Source organism: Nocardioides kribbensis, from assembly GCF_015070375.1.
In the GTDB taxonomy this organism is placed as follows: Bacteria; Actinomycetota; Actinomycetes; order Propionibacteriales; family Nocardioidaceae; genus Nocardioides; species Nocardioides kribbensis.
Window position 1 is genome coordinate 281,177 of record NZ_JADCLL010000004.1, and the last position, 17,592, is coordinate 298,768.

The 17,592-nt window shown below is 74.9% G+C and carries 16 protein-coding genes; 8 read left to right on the forward strand and 8 right to left on the reverse strand.

The window, feature by feature from the left end; translation table 11 throughout:
• Window positions 1–238 precede the first annotated feature (238 nt).
• Complete coding sequence (locus IR170_RS10875) at window positions 239–1,258, forward strand: alcohol dehydrogenase catalytic domain-containing protein (protein ID WP_227489021.1); 1,020 nt, start codon at window positions 239–241, stop codon at window positions 1,256–1,258.
• 4 nt (window positions 1,259–1,262) lie between these two features.
• Here IR170_RS10875 and IR170_RS10880 read toward each other — a convergent pair whose 3' ends face one another.
• On the reverse strand, window positions 1,263–1,766 hold the full coding sequence (locus IR170_RS10880; protein WP_193663217.1) for a mismatch-specific DNA-glycosylase: 504 nt from the start codon (window positions 1,764–1,766) through the stop codon (window positions 1,263–1,265).
• Between the two features lie 130 nt (window positions 1,767–1,896).
• On the opposite strand from IR170_RS10880, the gene IR170_RS10885 reads away from it, so the two are divergent.
• The gene (locus IR170_RS10885; protein ID WP_193663219.1) at window positions 1,897–2,265 is read left to right on the forward strand and encodes a hypothetical protein; all 369 of its coding nucleotides are present in this window, start codon (window positions 1,897–1,899) and stop codon (window positions 2,263–2,265) included.
• A 137-nt stretch (window positions 2,266–2,402) separates the two neighbouring features.
• Here IR170_RS10885 and IR170_RS10890 read toward each other — a convergent pair whose 3' ends face one another.
• Window positions 2,403–2,732 carry a LysM peptidoglycan-binding domain-containing protein gene (locus tag IR170_RS10890; RefSeq protein ID WP_056865751.1) on the reverse strand — a complete coding sequence of 110 codons (330 nt, stop codon included), beginning with the start codon at window positions 2,730–2,732 and terminating at the stop codon, window positions 2,403–2,405.
• A gap of 448 nt (window positions 2,733–3,180) precedes the next feature.
• On the opposite strand from IR170_RS10890, the gene lexA reads away from it, so the two are divergent.
• From lexA to IR170_RS10910, 4 genes are all read left to right on the forward strand, one after another.
• Entirely contained in the window at window positions 3,181–3,879 is a 699-nt protein-coding gene (gene lexA / locus IR170_RS10895) for a transcriptional repressor LexA (protein WP_406603380.1), read from the forward strand.
• A gap of 133 nt (window positions 3,880–4,012) precedes the next feature.
• Window positions 4,013–5,713 (forward strand): MXAN_6640 family putative metalloprotease, encoded by a 1,701-nt coding sequence (locus IR170_RS10900; protein ID WP_193663263.1) that lies wholly within the window; start codon window positions 4,013–4,015, stop codon window positions 5,711–5,713.
• Window positions 5,714–5,832: 119 nt separating this feature from the next.
• A complete protein-coding gene (locus IR170_RS10905; protein WP_193663280.1) occupies window positions 5,833–7,554 on the forward strand; it encodes an alkaline phosphatase D family protein in 1,722 nt (573 codons plus the stop codon).
• On the forward strand, window positions 7,554–8,885 hold the full coding sequence (locus tag IR170_RS10910) for an alkaline phosphatase family protein (RefSeq protein WP_193663282.1): 1,332 nt from the start codon (window positions 7,554–7,556) through the stop codon (window positions 8,883–8,885). Before IR170_RS10905 ends, IR170_RS10910 begins: the two co-directional genes overlap by 1 nt.
• Window positions 8,886–8,889: 4 nt before the next feature.
• Here IR170_RS10910 and IR170_RS10915 read toward each other — a convergent pair whose 3' ends face one another.
• A complete protein-coding gene (locus IR170_RS10915; protein WP_406603381.1) occupies window positions 8,890–10,932 on the reverse strand; it encodes an ATP-dependent DNA helicase in 2,043 nt (680 codons plus the stop codon).
• 108 nt (window positions 10,933–11,040) lie between these two features.
• On the opposite strand from IR170_RS10915, the gene IR170_RS10920 reads away from it, so the two are divergent.
• Window positions 11,041–11,940, forward strand: coding sequence for an alpha/beta fold hydrolase (locus IR170_RS10920; RefSeq protein WP_193663302.1), 900 nt, complete (start codon window positions 11,041–11,043; stop codon window positions 11,938–11,940).
• Here the strand turns inward: IR170_RS10920 and IR170_RS10925 are convergent.
• Both IR170_RS10925 and hflX read right to left on the reverse strand, forming a co-directional pair.
• A complete protein-coding gene (locus tag IR170_RS10925; protein ID WP_193663304.1) occupies window positions 11,915–12,643 on the reverse strand; it encodes an SGNH/GDSL hydrolase family protein in 729 nt (242 codons plus the stop codon). The two genes, IR170_RS10920 and IR170_RS10925, sit on opposite strands and share 26 nt — an antisense overlap.
• Before the next feature lie 53 nt (window positions 12,644–12,696).
• Window positions 12,697–14,241: a GTPase HflX gene (gene hflX, locus IR170_RS10930; protein WP_193663318.1), complete on the reverse strand. Its 1,545-nt coding sequence runs from the start codon at window positions 14,239–14,241 to the stop codon at window positions 12,697–12,699.
• A gap of 103 nt (window positions 14,242–14,344) precedes the next feature.
• Between hflX and IR170_RS10935 the strand changes: the two genes are divergently transcribed.
• Window positions 14,345–15,052 (forward strand): nucleoside/nucleotide kinase family protein, encoded by a 708-nt coding sequence (locus IR170_RS10935; protein WP_319805023.1) that lies wholly within the window; start codon window positions 14,345–14,347, stop codon window positions 15,050–15,052.
• An 18-nt stretch (window positions 15,053–15,070) separates the two neighbouring features.
• Here IR170_RS10935 and IR170_RS10940 read toward each other — a convergent pair whose 3' ends face one another.
• The 3 genes from IR170_RS10940 to dapF all read right to left on the reverse strand — a co-directional run bounded on the left by IR170_RS10940 (window position 15,071) and on the right by dapF (window position 17,577).
• Window positions 15,071–15,763: an alpha/beta hydrolase gene (locus tag IR170_RS10940; protein ID WP_251532516.1), complete on the reverse strand. Its 693-nt coding sequence runs from the start codon at window positions 15,761–15,763 to the stop codon at window positions 15,071–15,073.
• A gap of 79 nt (window positions 15,764–15,842) precedes the next feature.
• Window positions 15,843–16,619: an SDR family NAD(P)-dependent oxidoreductase gene (locus tag IR170_RS10945; RefSeq protein WP_056865811.1), complete on the reverse strand. Its 777-nt coding sequence runs from the start codon at window positions 16,617–16,619 to the stop codon at window positions 15,843–15,845.
• Between the two features lie 85 nt (window positions 16,620–16,704).
• The gene (dapF, locus tag IR170_RS10950) at window positions 16,705–17,577 is read right to left on the reverse strand and encodes a diaminopimelate epimerase (protein ID WP_193663320.1); all 873 of its coding nucleotides are present in this window, start codon (window positions 17,575–17,577) and stop codon (window positions 16,705–16,707) included.
• Window positions 17,578–17,592 lie beyond the last annotated feature (15 nt).

Sequence of the window (17,592 nt, forward strand, 5' to 3'; positions counted from 1 at the left end):
TGTAAGTACTAGATGTAGGGGAACCGTACGCCCGTCGCGCACACCGCGCAACCTGTTCGGCGTGTCCCGCCGGGTCGCGTCGGGAGCTCCGCCAAACCCGCAGGTCAGCGGGGTGCGACGGTGACCGCACGGTGGTCCGTACCGACCGCGGTCCGGGCGTGTCGCGGCTCGACGGGGCTCCGCGTCCTGCCGCATGGGGTGAGCCGGTCGGCGCCCCGCTCGGCCTAGCGTCCGTGCCATGAGCGAGACGATGCGAGCCATGGTGGTCAAGGCCAAGAGCCAGGAGTTCACCCTCGAGGAGCGCCCGGTGCCGACCCCGGGGCCCGGCGAGGCCGTGGTGAAGGTCGCCGCCTGCGGCGTCTGCCACAGCGACATGTTCGCCCGCGAGGGCGTCTACCCCGGCGTCAGCTTCCCCGTGGTGCCCGGCCACGAGGTCGCCGGCTCCGTGCACAGCCTGGGCGAGGGCGTGCCGGGCTGGCGCGAGGGCCAGCGCGTCGGCGTCGGCTGGTACGGCGGAGCCTGCGGCTGGTGCCGCCCCTGCCGGATGGGCGCGCTGATCGCCTGCGAGAACACCCAGATCCCCGGCGTCCAGCGCGACGGCGGCTACGCCGACTACGTGCTGGTGCCCGCCGCGGCCATGGCCGCCATGCCCGAGGAGCTCGCCCCCGAGCTCGCCGCCCCCCTGATGTGCGCGGGCGTCACGACCTACAACGGCTTGCGCCGCACGGGCGCGCGCCCCGGCGACCTGGTCGCCGTGCTCGGCGTCGGCGGCCTGGGCCACCTCGGCGTGCAGTACGCCGCCAAGATGGGCTTCCGCGTCGCCGCCATCGCCCGCGGCACCGAGAAGGCCGACCTCGCCCTGGGCCTGGGCGCGCACACCTACATCGACTCCACCGCCACCGACCCCGGCGAGGAGCTGGCCAAGCTCGGCGGCGCCCGCGTCGTGCTCTCCACCGTCACCAACGGCGACGCCGTCGCCTCGACCATCCCCGGCCTGGGCGTCGACGGCGAGCTGGTCGTGGTCGGTGCGGCCGAGCAGCCGATCCCCGTGCCGGCCGCCGCCCTCATCCCGATCAACGGCTCCGTGGCCGGTCACGCCTCGGGCACTGCGGCCGACAGCGAGGACACCCTGAACTTCAGCGCCCTCACCGGCGTGGAGGCGCAGATCGAGACCATGCCGCTGGAGCAGGCGAACGAGGCCTACGCCCGGATGATGGCCGGCGACGCCCGCTTCCGGATGGTGCTCACCGTCGGCTGACGACTCAGGCGCGACCGGCCAGCTGGGCCAGCTCGCGCCACCACGCGACGCGCGTGGGCCGACCGTCGTAGTCACGACGATGGTTGGCCCCGCTCGTCCCGGGCAGCACGAAGACCTGCGCGGTCCCGGCGTACCAGTCGTGGGCGCCGAGACGGGGGTGCGCGCGTCGACCCAGCGCACGCGCGGCCTCGTGGGCGACACCCTTGCTGGTGAAGGCCAGCCAGTCGGGCCGCCAGCGCTCCACCTTGGCGACGAGCTCGTCGACCTCGACCCACCGCGGGTCCCAGTGGCCGACCAGGTCGGTCAGGCCGAGACCGAGGGCGGCCACCTCACGGTCCTCCTCCGGGCGCAACCGACGCGGCGAGAGACCGGACAGGTGCAGCGACTCCCAGAAGGAGTTGCCGGGCGAGTCGTAGTAGTGCTCCCGGGTGCGGGTCGAGTCGGCGCCGGCCAGGCCGCAGAACACGATCGCCGGCTCCGTGGCCACGATGTCGGGGAGGACCTCCATGCCCCCCACCGTGCCAGCCACCGGGTCAGGGCACCGGGTCAGGGCACCGGGTCAGGGCTTCGGGTCGACGGGCGCGACGCGATGGTGGTGTCGCGCTGCGAAGTCCCTGCCGATCGGACAGAATGAGCCCGTGGCGACAGCGGGCAAGCGAGCGGGCTCGCGCAAGGGCACCCGGGCGCCCCGCCAGCTGCGCCCGCGCCTGCTGGCGCTGGCCCTGGCCGTGACGGCGGCCGTCGTGGCCTGGGGCTACCTCGTCTACGCCGCGATCGACTTCGGCACCGCCGCCCGCGACGGCGACTCCGGCTCGTGGGCGTTCCTCGCCCTGGCCTCGGTCGGAGCGGTGGCGTGCCTCTTCGTGGGCCTCCTGCTGGTGGCACGCCTGCTCCGCGAGCTCGGCATCACCACCGCACCGACCGGTGTCGCCCCGGACGGCAGCGGCGCCGAGGACCTCGAGCCGGCCGCGCCCCGCCCGCCCGGCGGACGCCGCGCCGCGCGCTGACCGGCCGGCAGCACCCCTGGACGGCAAAGGAGGGCGGGCCCGGTGGGGCCCGCCCTCCTGCACCTTCCCCGCTGCTCACCGGCCGGGGTCGAGGCGACCGGTGATGTCGATGGGGGCGCCGACGGCGGCGCCCGAGGTCACGCCAGCGGGATGCGCAGACGCTGGCCCGCGGCGACCATGCCGCCGTCGAGGTCGTTGAGCTGCTGGATCTCGGCGATGGTCGAGCGCACGTCACCGTCGTCGGCGACGTCGGCCGCGATGTCCCACAGCGTCTCGCCGGTGCCGACCACGATCACCTCGGTGGGCTGCGCCTGGGAGGTGGCCACCGACCCGGCGGCCAGCCACACGCCGACGGCGAGGATGGCCAGGAGCGAGAGCGTGAACACCACGAGTCGCCCACGCCGGGTCAGCCGCACGTGGTGCGTGGCGACACGGGATGCGGCGGGGTGCTGGATCGTGGTGCTCATGGGGACCTCCTGGGGAAGGGGGCGGTCAGCCGTGGGGTGGAGCTCGAGGTGGACGAGGTGATGTCTAGTGGTGACCACCGACAGTCCTGGAGGACCGCCGTCGCGCACCGGCTCGACCACACGTTCGATCGAACATGTGTACGACGTTAGATCACGCGTTCGAACAGCACAAGGGGTCGAGTGAACATCTGTTCGACCGTCGGCCCGACACGGAGGCCCGGACCTGCCGACTTGGAGCGGCACGGACGGTCCGACACGCCGTTCGAACAGGTGTTTGAAACCCTCGGGGCCTCCTGGCATGGTGAGCACATCGCCCGACCGGGCGACCAGCGACACCGATCGGTGGCACCGACCAGCGGAGAGGCAGACGATGGCGACCAAGGACACCCGGGGGCGGACCGGGGGCGGTCCCACGCAGGGCCCGACTGGCGGCACGGCGGACGGCACGGTGACCGAGCTGCCCGACGGCGCGCCCGACGCCACCGGCCTCACGCCGCGGCAGCTGCGGGTGCTGGCCACCATCCGCGACGCGATCGAGAAGCGCGGCTACCCGCCGAGCATGCGCGAGATCGGCAACGCGGTCGGCCTCACCAGCACCTCGAGCGTCGCCCACCAGCTCAAGGTGCTCGAGGAGAAGGGCTTCCTCAAGCGCGACCCCAACCGCCCCCGGGCGCTGGAGGTCTTCCTGCCCGAGGTGATGGCCGCACGCCGGTCGATCTCGGCGGCCGAGGAGAGCGGCTACGACGAGACCGGGGTCGGCGACTCCGTGCCGGCCGCCACCTACGTCCCGGTCGTCGGCCGGATCGCGGCCGGCGGCCCGATCCTGGCCGAGGAGCAGGTGCAGGACGTCTTCCCCCTGCCCAAGCAGCTCGTCGGCGAGGGGCAGCTCTTCCTGCTCGAGGTCGTGGGCGACTCGATGATCGACGCGGCGATCTGCAGCGGCGACTACGTCGTCATCCGCAAGGAGCAGACCGCCGACAACGGCACCATCGTCGCCGCCCTCATCGACGGCGAGGCGACCGTGAAGACCCTGCAGCGCAAGAACGGCCAGGTCTGGCTGATGCCGCACAACGAGGCCTACGACCCGATCGACGGCACCCACGCCACGATCCTGGGCGTCGTCACCGCCGTCCTGCGCAGCGTCTAGCCCGAGGCGCACCCACCCGGGACACCCGGCGCCGGCCCGTCCTCCCCCACGGAGGGCGGGCCGGCGTGCGTGTCGGCGAGCCGTGAGAGCCTGGACGGACAGCCGGAACCCTCGACCCACTGGAGTGCCCGACGTGCGCCTTCGTCCCCTATCCGCCCTGCTCCTCGCGGGCGCCCTGTGCGTCCCGGTCCTGCCCGGCACGGCCGTCGCAGCCCCCCAGGTCGACCTCCCCGGGGTGCCCGGGGTCCCGGGGCTGCCGGGGCTGCCGGGGCTGCCTGGACTGCCGGGCCCGGACGAGACCGGGACGCCGGACGAGCAGGCCCTCGCGGCCCTCCAGGTGGTCGAGACGCTGGTCGACCCGGCGACCAGCCCCGCGGAGGCCCAGCAGACCCTGACGCAGGCCGGCGAGGCCGACCTCACGGGCGCGCTGCGCGACCTCGCGCTGAGCATGAACGCCCTCTCCCCCGCCGACCGCGCGGAGGCCGCGGCCTACCTCGCCCGGCCGACCGACAGGCGCGGTGACGGCTACCTCGACTACGAGGGCGACGCCGTGCAGCGCATCTGCACCGACGACCTGTGCGTGCACTACGTCGTCGGCGGCGCCTCGGGCAACAACGTGCCGGCCAAGGACGCGAGCGGGGGCGCCGGTGGTGCGGGCAACGGCGTCCCGGACTACGTCGACTTCGCACTCTCGACGCTCCAGGACGTGCACGACACCTACGCCGGCGCGGGCTACCGCACGCCGCTGCCCGACGGCGCCAAGGGCGGCGACGCCCGCACCGACGTCTACCTGGGCGACGTCGGCAGCATGGGCTTCTACGGCTACTGCACCTCCGACGACGACGTGCCCGACGACGCGCGCGACGTGCCCGCCTACTGCGTGCTCGACAACGACTACCGCACCGGGCAGTTCCCCACGAACCTGCCGACCGAGAACCTCCAGGTGACCGCGGCGCACGAGTACTTCCACGCCGTCCAGTACGCCTACGACGCCGGCGAGGACGGCTGGCTCATCGAGGCCACCGCCACCTGGGCCGAGGACGAGCTCTTCGACTCCGTCGACGACAACGTGCAGTACCTCGCCGACAGCCCGCTCTCCCACCCGCGGCAGTCGATGGACCGCGACGAGGACCTCGCGGTCTACGGCGACTGGATCTTCTTCCGCCACCTCACCGAGCGCCACCCCGCCGCGGTCGGCGGACTGCCCGTGCTGGTGCGCACGATCTGGGAGCGCGCCGGCGCCGCCGCCGGCGACCGTGACGAGTACTCCACCCAGGCCGTCGAGCAGGTGCTGCGCCGCCAGCACGACGTGTCCCTGAGCGAGTCCTTCGCCCGCTTCGCCGACGCCAACCTGCGCCCCGGCCGCGCCTACGCCGAGGGCAGGGCGCAGTCCTACCCCAAGGCCCCGCTGTGGAAGCGCACGACCCTGACGGGCTCGAAGCGCTCCGTGGGCGCCCAGCGCGTCTACCTCGACCACCTCAGCAGCGCCAGCCAGCGCTTCACCCCGGGCGCCGGCCTCGGGGGCGGCTGGCGGCTGCGGCTGTCCCTCGACCTGCCGTCACCGACGCGCGGCTCCGCGGCGGTCGTCACCGTCGTGCCCACCTCCGGCACCCCCTCCACCCGGGTCCTGCGGCTCGACCGCGCCGGCGACGCCGTCACCCGGGTCGGCTTCTCCTCGGCCCGCACCTCCTACGTCGAGGTCACGCTGGTCAACGGCAGCGCCCGCTACCGCAACTGCAGCAACGGCGGGACGAGCACGTGGCCCTGCGGTGGTCGCCCGGTCGACGACGGGCTCCGCTTCACCCTCACCGGGAGGGCCGTCCCTGCCGGGTGACGGGACCGCGCCCGGCAGGTGAACGATCGGTGCGGGTCGCCGCGAGGCCGTCACGGCGCCGCCACCGCGTCGTTGAACGAGACGTGACCACGAGCGAGACCACCCCGCAGTCCTCCCCCGTGCCTGACTCGACCGGCCCGGCCCCGCGCCGGCGTACGGTCCTGGCCGGGGGCGCGGTCGGCGTCGGCGCCCTCGGCCTGCGCGTCGGCGCCGACCGCGCCACCGCGGCCCCCTCGCGGCCCGCCGCCCGCCGCGCCCGCGTCTTCCGCCACGGGGTCGCCTCCGGCGACCCGCTGCCCGACGCCGTGGTGCTGTGGACCCGGGTCACCCCGACCCCGGGCAGCACCCCCGGCTCGGGCCGGGGCCCCTCCGTCGAGGTGGTCTGGGAGGTCGCCACCGACCCCCGCTTCCGCCGCGTGGTGCGCCGCGGACGTGTGCGCACCGGGCCCAGCCGCGACCACACCGTCAAGGTCGACGCCACCGGCCTGCGCCCGGCGACCGACTACTACTACCGCTTCCGCCTCGACGGCCAGGCCAGTCGCACCGGTCGCACCCGCACCGCTCCCGCGCCCCAGGCCTCCCCCGACCACCTCCGCTTCGGCGTGGTGTCGTGCGCCAACCTCCAGGCCGGCTTCTTCTCCGCCTACCGCGGGCTCGCCGCGCGCGAGGACCTGCACGCGATCGTGCACCTCGGCGACTACCTCTACGAGTACGGCCCCGGCGAGTACGGCATGGGCGCGGACAACGTCGACGTGCGCCGCCACGTGCCCGACCACGAGATGGTCTCGCTGGCCGACTACCGCCAGCGCCACGCGCAGTACAAGCAGGACCCCGACCTCCAGGACGCCCACGCCCGCTACGCCTGGATCGTCACCTGGGACGACCACGAGGTCACCAACGACCAGTGGCGGGGCGGGGCGGAGAACCACACCCCCGGCACCGGCGAGGGCGGTGAGGGCGACTACCGGCGCCGGCGGGCCCGCGCCCACCGCGCCTACGACGAGTGGATGCCCGTGCGCCTGGACGGCACGGCCGCGCTGGGCGACGGCGCCCGGCTCTTCCGGCGGCTGCGCTTCGGCACGCTGCTGGAGATCAGCATGCTCGACCTGCGCACCTACCGCGACCAGCAGGTGGCCACCCCTGCCGTCGACCCGGCCGTGAGCGACCCCGACCGCACGATCACGGGCGCGCGCCAGATGGCCTGGCTCAAGGACTCCCTGAGCCGCGACCACCGGCCCCAGTGGAAGGTGGTGGGCAACCCCGTGATGATCGCGCCAGTGACCTTCGCCGACCTGCCCGACGCGCTGGTCCAGCCGGTCAACGACGTGACGGGGCTGCTGCCCGGCGACGGTGCGCCCTACAACGTCGACCAGTGGGACGGCTACACCGCCGACCGCCGCGAGGTGCTGACCCACCTCGACGACCACCAGGTGAAGGACACCGTGTTCCTCACCGGCGACATCCACTCCGCCTGGGCCTGCGAGCTGCCGCTCGACACCTCCACCTACCCGGTGGTCGGCGACTCCCTGGGCGTGGAGTTCGTGTGCACCTCGGTGACCTCCAACAACCTCAAGGACATCACCGGCACCCCGCCCCACACCACCTCGAGGCTGGTGGAGCAGGCCATCCTGGCCAACAACCGCCACATCAAGTACCTCGACTTCGACGACCACGGCTTCTCGGTCCTCGACGTCACCCCCGCCCGCGCCCAGATGGACTGGTACGTCATCGGGGCCCGCGACGACCGCGACACCGCGATCACGTGGTCGGTCTCCTTCGCCACCGCCGCCGGCACCAGCCGGATCGAGCAGGTCGACGCCCCCGTCGGGGGTGACGCCTGATGTGCACGCCCACTCCCCGCGGCCACTGCGACCACCACGACAGCCACGAGGAGCGCCCCTTCGCCCGCGGCCTCGGCGAGCTGCGCACCGGTCGGCGTACGGCGATCACGGCCGGCGCCGCCGGACTGCTCTTCTCCACCCTCGCCGGCACACAGGTCGCCCGGGCCGCCGGCGGGGCCGACACCCGCAGGCGGGCCTACGTGCTCGTCGTCGACGGCTGCCGGCCCGAGGAGATCGACAGCGGCCTGACCCCGAACCTCCACGCCCTCCGCGAGGGCGGACTGCGCTTCCCGCGCGCCTCCTCCATGCCGGTCATGGAGACCATCCCCAACCACGTGATGATGATGACCGGCCAGCGCCCCGACCGCACCGGCGTGCCGGCCAACGCGATCCTCGACCGCGAGCTCGGCGCGATCCGCGACATGGACCGCGCCAGCGACATCAAGGTGCCGACGGTGATCGAGCGGCTCAACCGCCGCGGCCTGCGCACGGGCACGGTGCTGTCGAAGGAGTACCTCTACGGCGTCTTCGGCGAGCGCGCCACCCACCGCTGGGAGCCGATGCCGATCGTCCCGGTGGCCGGCTACGCCCCCGACGTCTTCACCATGCAGGCCACGCTCGCGATGCTGGAGGAGTTCGACCCGCACCTGGTCTTCGTCAACCTCGGCGACATCGACCGCTTCGGCCACTCCGACCTCACCGGCACGACCCTCCAGCTCGCGCGCCGCACCGCACTGGCGGCCACCGACGCCCTGGTCGTTCGGTTCGTCGAGGAGCTCAAGAGCTCGGGCCGCTGGGAGCACTCGATGCTCGTGGTGCTCGCCGACCACTCGATGGACTGGTCGCTGCCCACCCAGGTCGTCTCGCTGCAGGCCCCGCTCGAGGCCGACCCCCTCCTCGCCGGCAACGTCGTCATCGCCGACAACGGCGGCGCCGACCTCGTCTACTGGACCGGCCCGTCGAGCCGGCGCGCCGAGGCCGTACGCCGCATCCGCGCGATCGCGGAGGAGACCGAGGGCGTGCTGAGGGCGTGGGACCGCCGCGCCGAGTGGCTGCGCCTGGGCCCCGAGGCCGGCGACGTCGTGGTCTTCTGCCGGGCGGGGTGGCGCTTCAGCGACCCCGACCCGTTGACCTCCAACCCGATCCCCGGCAACCACGGCCACCCGGCCACCCGGGCCATCCCGTTCTTCCTCGCCGGCGGCCACCCGCGGGTGCCGCGGGGGAAGGCGTCCTCGGCCCACGCCCGCACCCTCGACGTGGCCCCCACCGTGGCGTCGTTCTTCGGGCTGCCATCAGGAGCGGCGCTCTACGAGGGTCGCGCCCGGATCTGAGCCCTCAGCCGGCGGCAAGGCGCGCGAGGGCCTTGCGGACCACGGCCGGGTCGGTCGTGGTCCACATCGGCGGCAGGCTGGCCTTGAGGAAGCCGCCGTAGCGGGCGGTGGCCAGCCGGGGGTCGAGCACGGCCACGACGCCGCGGTCGCTGGTGGTGCGGATGAGCCGGCCGGCGCCCTGGGCCATGAGCAGGGCGGCGTGGGTGGCGGCGACCTGCATGAAGCCGTTGCCGCCGGCCTTGTCGGCGGCGCGCTGCCGGGCGCTCATCAGCGGGTCGTCGGGCCGCGGGAAGGGGATCCGGTCGATGAGCACGAGCTGGCAGGTCTCGCCGGGCACGTCGAGGCCCTGCCACAGCGTGAGCGTGCCGAAGAGGCAGGTGTGGGGGTCGGAGACGAACTGCTTGGCCAGCTCGGGCAGCTGGGCGTCGCCCTGCGCCAGCGTGGTCAGGTGCGGCAGCCGCTCGCGCACCGCCTCGGCCGCGGCCTCGGCGGCCCGGCGGCTGGAGAAGAGCCCGAGGGTGCGGCCGTCGGCGGCGTCGACGAGGTCGACGATCTCGTCGAGCTGGGCCTGCGCGAGACCGTCGCGCCCCGGGGGCGGCAGGTGGCGGGCGACGTAGAGGATCGCCTGCTGGCCGTAGTCGAAGGGGCTGCCGACGTCGATACCGCGCCAGGGCAGCGCTCCCGAGCCGGTGACGTCGCTGCCGACGTCGACGCGCTCGGAGGGCTTGAGGCCCACGCCGGTCGCGACGTTGTTGAAGTCGCCGCCGAGCATGAGGGTGGCGCTGGTGAAGACCACCGTCTTCTCCGAGAGCAGCTTGTCGCGCATCGGGCCCCACACCTGCAGCGGCGCGACGTGGAGCCGCGGAGGGATGCGGGAGGCGCCGGCCTGGCCGCCCTCGTTGAGCCAGAGCACGTCGTGCTCGGAGAGACCCGCCATCCGCTCGGCGGTGGTGAAGACCTCCTGCACCGAGCCACGGGCCTGCGCGCGCCCGGCGTCGCCGCCCTCGCCGGCCTCCTTCTGCTCGCGGGGGTAGGCCGACAGGCAGGTGCGCGCGGCGTCGCGCACCAGCTCGAGGGCGTCGCCGAGCTGCTGCGGCAGCTGCTCGAAGCGCCCCGGGGTGGAGGCGTCCATGGCGTCGCGCAGCGCGCCGGCGGCGTCGGCGAGGTCGTCGGCCTCGCTGCCGTCGACCCAGCGCTGGGAGCGGCGCGCGGCGCGCTCGACGTCGCCGACGGCCAGCTCGTCGGTGGCGGCCTGGGTGACCCGGGCGGTGAGCTCGTGGGCCTCGTCGATGACCACCGCGTCGTAGTCGGGGATCATCGGCACGCCCTCGATGGCGTCGATGGCCAGCAGCGAGTGGTTGGTGACGATGAGGTGGGAGCGCTGGGCCTTCTCGCGCGCGAGCTCGACGAAGCACTCCTGGCCGAAGGGGCACTTGCTGGCGCCCAGGCAGTCACGGTGGCCGACGCTGACCTGGCGCCACTCGCGGTCGGTGTGGCGCGGCGCGGCGTCGCGCTCGCCCGACCCGCCCTGCTCGGCCTCCTCCTCGGCCCAGGCCCGCAGCTCGAGCACCTTCTGGCCCATCGAGCCCTCGGGCATCTGCACGAGCGCGCCCTGGTCGTCGGGCACCCCCTCGCGGATGCGGTGGAGGCAGGCGTAGTTGGAGCGGCCCTTGAGCACGGCGTAGGAGGTGTCGACGCCGGGCTGGTCCTTGACCGCCTCGACCAGGCGGGGCAGGTCGCGCTCCACGAGCTGGTGCTGCAGGGCCAGGGTGGCGGTGGCGACGACCACCCGGCCGTCGTGGACCAGGGACGGCACGAGGTAGCCCAGCGACTTGCCGGTGCCGGTGCCGGCCTGGACGAGCAGGTGCTCCTCCGACTCCAGCGCGCGCGAGACGGCCTCGGCCATCTGCACCTGACCCGCCCGCTCCTGCCCTCCGAGCGCGGCCACGGCCGCCGACAGCACCCGGGTGACCGCGCGGGCGTCGCCGGGGCTCGCGGCGGGCGCCGCGGGGGCGGTCTGGCTGGGGGCGGGGGTCTGCGGCACCAGAGAACCCTAACCGCGCTCGCCGACAGCCCGACGGGCCCCGAGCGGCACCGGTGGAGAACCCCCGTCGGGCCGGGGCCGCACCGGCGCCGCACCACCTAGGCTGCCGAGGTGGACACCCTCACCGACACCCTGACGCTGGCCGACGGCCGCACCCTGGAGCACCTCACCGGCGGCGACCCCGACGGCTTCCCGTGGCTCTACCACTCCGGCTCCCCCAGCGCGGCCGTCGCCTACGCCCCCGTCGACGAGGCCGCGCGCCAGGCGGGGCTGCGCCTGATCACCTTCTCCCGGGCCGGCTACGGCGGCTCGAGCCCCCGGCGTCCCGAGCAGGGCCCGCCGCGCATGGCCGACGACGTCGCCGACGCCGTCGAGCTGCTCGAGCACCTCGGCGTCGACGAGCTGGTGACCCTCGGCTGGTCGGGCGGCGGGCCGCGCGCCCTGGCCACCGCGGCGCTGCTGCCCGGGCGCTGCCGGGCCGCGGCCACCCTGGCAGGGGTGGCGCCGCACGACGGCGCGGGGCTCGACTGGTCGGCGGGCATGGCCCCGGAGAACGTCGCGGAGTACACCGCGGCCGCCGCGGGGCCCGAGGCCTACGCCGCCTACCTCGAGCGCGAGTTCCTGCCGGTGCTCCAGGCCTCCCCCGCCGACCTCACCGAGGCGATGGGCGGTCTGCTCACCCCCGTCGACCAGGCGGCCCTCGACGACACCTACGCCGAGTGGCTGGCCGAGACCTTCCGCCGCGCGGGCGCCCAGGGGGTGGTCGGGGTGCGCGACGACGGCCTGGCCTGCGTCGCGCCGTGGGGCTTCGACCTGGCCTCGATCACCGTGCCGGTGGCGGTCTGGCAGGGCCGCGAGGACGCGATGGTCCCCTACTCCCACGGCGCGTGGCTGGCCGAGCACGTGCCCGGCGCGCGGGCGCACCTGTTCGAGGACGAGGGCCACCTGTCGCTGGTGGCGCGCCTCGACGAGGTGCTGGCCGACCTCACCGGGCTGGCTGGCCTGCGGTGAGCGCCGCGGCGACGTGGTCGCCGAAGACCCGGTGGCCCTCGGGCGTGAGGTGCAGCCGGTCGGGCAGGTAGGTCAGGTCGAGCCCCGAGGTGGCGACGTACGCCGCTCCGTGGGCGCGGGCCAGCTCGCCCAGCAGCGCGTCGACGCGGGGCACCGCGGCGGCGCGCTCGGGCGCGAGCGGCGGGCCGACCACGACCACGCGGTGGCCCTCGAGACCGGCCAGCAGCCGCTCGAAGCCGGCCGCGATCTCGCCCGAGGGCTGGTCGACGTCGTTGAGGCCGCCCTCGAGCACCACGACGGCGTCGTCGGCGCCGGCGGGGTCGTCGGCGGCGAGGCGGGCCAGCGCCTCGGGGGCGCGGCGGTCGTAGGCGACCCGGGCGCCGCAGGAGGAGGCACCGGGGCTGAAGCCGGAGCCGGAGAAGCCCGCCACGTGCACCTCGCCGGGCAGCCGGGCGGGCCACGACGTGGTGAGGTCGTCGAGGCCGAGGCCGGCGGAGTAGGAGTCACCCACGACGAGCACCGGCGCGCCGCTGCCGGAGACGGCCGCGGCGCGGGCGGCCGACTGCGCGGCGAAGGTCTCGCAGCGCGAGGCGCCCTCACCGGTCGCGCCGGCCCCCAGCCACAGCGGCAGCGTCGCCACGACGGCGCCGAGCCCGGCCACGCCGGCGAGCAGGCGCCGACGGCGCGTCCCGAGGATCCCCACGCGACCAGGGTGCGGCACGACCCGGGGGCCGCGCAGCACATCGGGACCGGTCGTTACCCGATCGTGGCGGTGCCGACGCCCGCGTCGAGGAGGTAGGGCGCGAGCTCGCCGGCCAGCGCCTCGGTCGCGCGGCCGCGCACGACGGACCCGTCGGCGGTGTGCTCGATGCTGTCGATCTCGCCCTCCTGGTGCAGCCGGTTGACCAGGTCGCCCCGGTCGTAGGGCAGCAGCGCCTCGAAGGCGACCTCCGGGTGGGGCAGCTCGGCCTCGATCACGGCCAGGGCCTCGGCGATGCCCTCGCCGGTGCGGGCGGAGACGACCACGGAGTGGGGCTCACGGGCCCGCAGCCGGGCGATGACCATGGGGTCGGCCGCGTCGGCCTTGTTGATGACCACCAGCTCGGGCACGTCGCCGGCGTCGATCTCCGCCAGTACCTCCCGCACGGCGGCCAGCTGGCCCTCGGGGTCGGGGTGGGAGCCGTCGACGACGTGGAGCAGCAGGTCGGCGTCGGCCACCTCCTCCAGCGTGGAGCGGAAGGACTCGACCAGCTGGTGGGGCAGGTGGCGCACGAAGCCGACGGTGTCGCTCATCGTGTAGACGCGACCGTCGGAGGTCGTGGTGCGGCGCGTGGTCGGGTCGAGGGTCGCGAAGAGCGAGTCCTCGACGAGCACGCCGGCGCTGGTGAGCCGGTTGAGCAGGGAGGACTTGCCGGCGTTGGTGTAGCCGGCGATCGCGACCGCGGGGATCTGGTGGCGCTTGCGGTCGGCCCGCTTGGTGTCGCGGGTGCCCTTCATCTCCTTGAGCTCGCGGCGCAGCTTGGCGATCTTGGTGTTGATGCGGCGGCGGTCGGTCTCGATCTTGGTCTCACCCGGACCGCGACCACCGATGCCGGCGCCGGCGGCGACCCGGCCACCGGCCTGGCGCGAGAGGTTGCCACCCCAGCCGCGCAGGCGCTGCTTCATGTAGTTGAGCTGGGCCAGCTCGGTCTGGGCCTGGCCCTCCTTGGACTTCGCGTGCTGGGCGAAGATGTCGAGGATCAGCGCCGTGCGGTCGACGACCTTGACCTTGAGCCGGTCCTCGAGGTTCCTCAGCTGGCTGGGGGCCAGCTCGCCGTCGCAGATGACGGTGTCGGCGCCGGTGGCCGCGACGATCTCCTTGAGGCCCTCCACCTTGCCGCGACCGACGTACGTCGCCGGGTCGGGCGACTGGCGACGCTGGTAGATCGCGTCGAGGACCTCCGAGCCCGCGGTCTCGGCCAGCAGCGCCAGCTCGGCCATGGAGTTCTCGGCGTCCTGCGTGGTGCCCTCGGTCCACACCCCGACCAGCACGACGCGCTCGAGGCGCAGCTGGCGGTACTCGACCTCGGTGATGTCCTCGAGCTCGGTGCGCAGGCTGGCCACGCTGCGCAGCTGGTGACGCTCGGCGAGGTCCATGGCGCCCGTGGTGGGGTCGTCCTCCGGGTCGGGCCCGTCGGCGGCGTAGCCCGACTCGACGTCGGGGTCCTCCCAGTCGGCCGTCTCGGCCAGCGCGGAGTCGAGCCCGGAGTCGAGATCGGGCTCGAGGTCGGAGTCGAGGGTGAGGTCGTGTGCGTGGGTCATATGCCTCCAGGGTAGGTGTGGGGGAACAACACCGCGAGCGGGTTTACTCCCCCGGCCGCACCGGATCCGCCCACCGGCGCCCGCGCTGCGCGATCATCGGCGGGTGCCCCACCCGACCGCTGCCGGCCCCGGTGCCGCGAGCCGCCCCGACGCCCCGGGCGCTCCCGGCGTCACCCGGCTGCCCTCCCACGGACCCGCCCTCGACACCGCTCTCGACGCGCTGCTCACGGGCCTGCGCGAGCGTGGGGCGCGGATGCTCGGCCTCACCGGCGCGCCCGGGGCCGGCAAGTCGACCTTCGCCGCGCTGCTGGCGGCGCGCTCGGGCGCGGCGGTCGTGCCGATGGACGGCTTCCACCTCGCCGACGTCGAGCTGCGGCGCCGCGGGCTCCTCGCGCGCAAGGGCGCACCGGAGACCTTCGACCCCGAGGGCTGCGCGGCGCTGCTGACCCGGGTGCGCGGCCGGGAGTCGCTGGTGATGGCACCGGCCTTCGAGCGCGGCCTGGAGCAGCCGCTGGCCGGCGCGCTGCCGGTGCCCGGCGGCGTCGACCTCGTGGTCGTGGAGGGCAACTACCTGCTGCTCGACGGGGCCTGGGCCCGGGTGCACGACCAGCTCGACGCGGTGTGGCACCTGCGCGTCGCGGAGCCGCTGCGGCTCGCGCGCCTGGTGACGCGTCACGAGGAGTTCGGCAAGTCGCCCGCCGAGGCGCGGGCGTGGGTCGAGCGGGTCGACGGGCCCAACGCCCGGCTCGTGGAGGCTGCCGCGCCCCGCGCCGACCTCGTGCTGGACCTCAGCGACCTGCGGCTCGGCTGAGCGGCCGCACCGGGCCGGTCAGGCGGTGACCCACTCCTCGCCGGCGAGGACCTGGGCGACGGGCGGGTCGAGGCGCACGGCGTCGGCGCCGAGCAGCGAGGCGACGCTGAACTGCGCGGCGTAGCCGTCGAAGTCCCCGCCGTGGCGCAGCATCGCGTGCTTGCCCTCCGGCACCCGGATGAAGCCCACGTCGGTCGAGGCGGCGATGCGACGGGCGACGGCCTCGGCGTGCGAGGGCTGGGCGATGCGGTCCTGCTGGCCGTGCACCACCAGCACGCGGCGCCCCGGCAGCGGCACGCCGTCGGTCGGGTAGACCCACGGGTTGAGGGCCACCACGCTCACCACGCCGTCCTGCGCGCCGCCGAGGAGGGCGGCGCGGCCGCCGAGGGAGTGACCGACCAGGCCGACCGGCAGGTCGCCGTACTGCTCGCGCAGCCGGGCCATCGCCCAGCGCAGGTCGTCGAGGGGGGTGTGGTCGGCGGCCCAGCCCCGGTGGCTGTTGAGCAGACGTACGACGGCCAGGCGTCGGCCGCCCGCGCGGGCCACCCGCCGCGCGGTCGGCACCATGCGCAGCACCGAGAGCTGCGTGGGGCTGACCCGCGGGTCGCCCTGCCGGTTGGCGCCGCCGTGGAGCACGACCACGACGCCCTCGGGGTCGCGGGGGGCGTGGGTCGCCACGAGGCGGGGGGCGGCTTCCAGGGGACCGGTCACCGCCCCAGTCTCCCGGGAGCGCTCAAGCCGCGCCCCACCCCGCCGGCCGAGGGAGGGCCGCCGCAGCGGCCCGGGAGCGTCACTTCGGAGGCATCCGGATGCCGCCGTCGACGCGGATGACCTCGGCGTTCATGTACGAGTTCGTGATCGTCTCGACCACCATGCTGGCCAGCTCCTCGGGGCGACCCAGGCGGTGCGGGAAGAGCACGCTCTGGCCCAGCTTGGCCTTGAACGCCTCGGCGTCCTCGCCCTCGCCGTAGATCGGGGTGTCGACCAGGCCCGGCGCGATGGTGTTGAGACGGATGCCGGAGGCCGAGAGGTCGCGCGCCACGGGCAGGGTCATGCCGACCACGCCGCCCTTGGAGGAGGAGTAGGCCGCCTGGCCGATCTGGCCGTCGAAGGCCGCGACGCTGGTCAGGTTGGCGATGGCGCCGCGGCAGCCGTCGGCGTCGGGCTCGTTGCGGCTCATCGCCGTGGCGGCGATCCGGGTCATGTCGAAGGTGCCGATGAGGTTGATCGCGATGACGCGGGTGTAGGCCTCGAGGTCGTGGGCGGAGTCGAACTCCCCGTCGCGACCGATCGTGCGCTGCGCCCAGCCGATGCCGGCGGAGTTGACCACCGCGCGCAGCGGCGCGATCTGCGCCGCGGCGGTGACGGCGGCCTTGATCTGCTCGGTGTCGGTGACGTCGACCTGGGCGAAGACGCCCCCGATCTCGTGGGCCAGGGCCTCGCCCTTGTCGGCCTGGAGGTCGGCGACCACGACGACCGCGCCCTTGGCGGCGAGCTGGCGGGCGGCGGCCGCGCCGATGCCCGACGCCCCGCCCGTGACGATGGCACTGCATCCGTTGATGTCCATGGCCGCGAGCATAGTGGGCGCGGAGTACCCGCTCCCACCTCCTGGTACTCCCGCGACAGCGCCGCTGTCACGGTCGGCGCGGGTGCTACAGCGCGGTGGTGCCGCGGGCGACCACGACGGCCGGGCCGGTCATCAGCACGCGGTCCTGCGGGGTCCAGGCGATCGTGAGCGTGCCGCCCGGCAGGTCCACGCGGTACTCCGCACCGTCGGCCGGCCCGAGCCCGTCGGCCTCGGCCGCCGCCACCATGACCGCGCAGGCCCCGGTGCCGCACGAGCGGGTCTCGCCGGAGCCGCGCTCGTGCACCCGCATCGCGACGTGCCGCTCCCCCCGGCGTACGACGAACTCCACGTTGACGCCCGCGGGGTAGACCGCGGGGTCGTGCCCGGGGGCCTCGCGCAGGGCCCCGACGGGCCCGGTGGGGGCGAGGTCGTCGACGAAGGCCACCGCGTGGGGGTTGCCCATGTCGACGTGACGCGCCGGCCAGCGGGTCGCGCCGACGGTGACCTCCGTGTGGCCGAGCAGGGCCGGCGGGCCCATGTCGACGGCGACCAGGTCGCCCTCGAGCCGGATGGTCTTGACCCCGTCGCGCGTGGCCACCGGGAGGGGGCGCGCCGGGTCGGCGAGGCCCTCCTCGACCAGGTGGCGGGCGAAGACCCGGATGCCGTTGCCGCACATCTCCGAGACCGACCCGTCGGCGTTGCGGTAGTCCATGAACCACTCCGGGGAGCCCTCCGGTGCGGGCGAGCCGGGGCCGGCCACCCCGCCGTCGAGGGCCGCGGTGCGCACGACGCGCAGCACGCCGTCGCCCCCGATGCCCGCCCGGCGGTCGCACAGCGCCCTGACCCGGGCGGGGTCGAGGTCGCCGTGGACCGTGCCGTCGTGGTCGGGCAGGAGCACGAAGTCGTTCTCGGTGCCGTGCCCCTTGAGGAAGGGGTAGGGCGTGCGGTGCGCGGGCATGGGTCGATCCTCCCG

Bases quoted from the DNA above. Each gene is read 5' to 3' on its own strand.
- IR170_RS10875 (WP_227489021.1), top strand. From the start codon at position 239: ATGAGCGAGACGATGCGAGCCATGGTGGTCAAGGCCAAGAGCCAGGAG.
- IR170_RS10880 (WP_193663217.1), bottom strand. From the start codon at position 1,766: ATGGAGGTCCTCCCCGACATCGTGGCCACGGAGCCGGCGATCGTGTTC.
- IR170_RS10890 (WP_056865751.1), bottom strand. From the start codon at position 2,732: ATGAGCACCACGATCCAGCACCCCGCCGCATCCCGTGTCGCCACGCAC.
- IR170_RS10910 (WP_193663282.1), top strand. From the start codon at position 7,554: ATGTGCACGCCCACTCCCCGCGGCCACTGCGACCACCACGACAGCCAC.
- hflX (WP_193663318.1), bottom strand. From the start codon at position 14,241: ATGACCCACGCACACGACCTCACCCTCGACTCCGACCTCGAGCCCGAT.
- IR170_RS10945 (WP_056865811.1), bottom strand. From the start codon at position 16,619: ATGGACATCAACGGATGCAGTGCCATCGTCACGGGCGGGGCGTCGGGC.
- dapF (WP_193663320.1), bottom strand. From the start codon at position 17,577: ATGCCCGCGCACCGCACGCCCTACCCCTTCCTCAAGGGGCACGGCACC.